The following is a 502-nucleotide window of genomic DNA, read 5'->3' as shown; positions in this document are numbered from 1 at the left end:
GTTTAGTAAGCGTCCAATGAGCTATTACCTAGCCAAAATAGAGCATTACAACGCCAATAAACAAAAATAACCCCGTTCTTAGTAGTCCAAGCTTTGACTACTAAGAACGTTTGATCTTGGCACTTGTTTGGCAGGTTCGCTTATATGAGCCTGTGTTGGCTCTGATACGTCCAAATCCAAATCCATAGGTTCAGGTGCGAGAGCATCTTTAAATCGCTCTGCGTGATATTCACGCTTTATTTCAAGCCCTTTCTTTAGTACCTTACTGGCTTCTTCAAATATTATGCCCTTGTTACCCTCATAATCCCTTTCTTTTTTTGCAACTCCTACTGGAATGTAGTCGAACGCTCGAAAGTCCTCGCTGAAAATAGGGTCATCTAACCTTATATTTTTATCGAATTTCGGGCTTTTAATGCTAATTGACTGCTTCGTAACCCTTGTTATCTCATACCCTTGGCTTTTTAACGCTTCACGTATAGCTTCTCTGTCGGGTAATTTGCCT

At 40.6% G+C, this 502-nt stretch carries 1 protein-coding gene; it reads right to left on the bottom strand.

Going from position 1 to position 502, the window contains the following annotated elements; all coding sequences use genetic code 11:
- Positions 1 to 78 precede the first annotated feature (78 nt).
- Positions 79 to 502 (bottom strand): hypothetical protein (locus I6E56_RS14920; RefSeq protein WP_197139302.1); only part of this gene is annotated, 424 nt, incomplete at its 5' end.

The sequence above is a fragment of the Salinibacterium sp. NK8237 genome (assembly GCF_015864955.1).
GTDB lineage: Bacteria > Actinomycetota > Actinomycetes > Actinomycetales > Microbacteriaceae > Rhodoglobus.
This window is presented reverse-complemented; position numbering and strand designations above follow the sequence as displayed.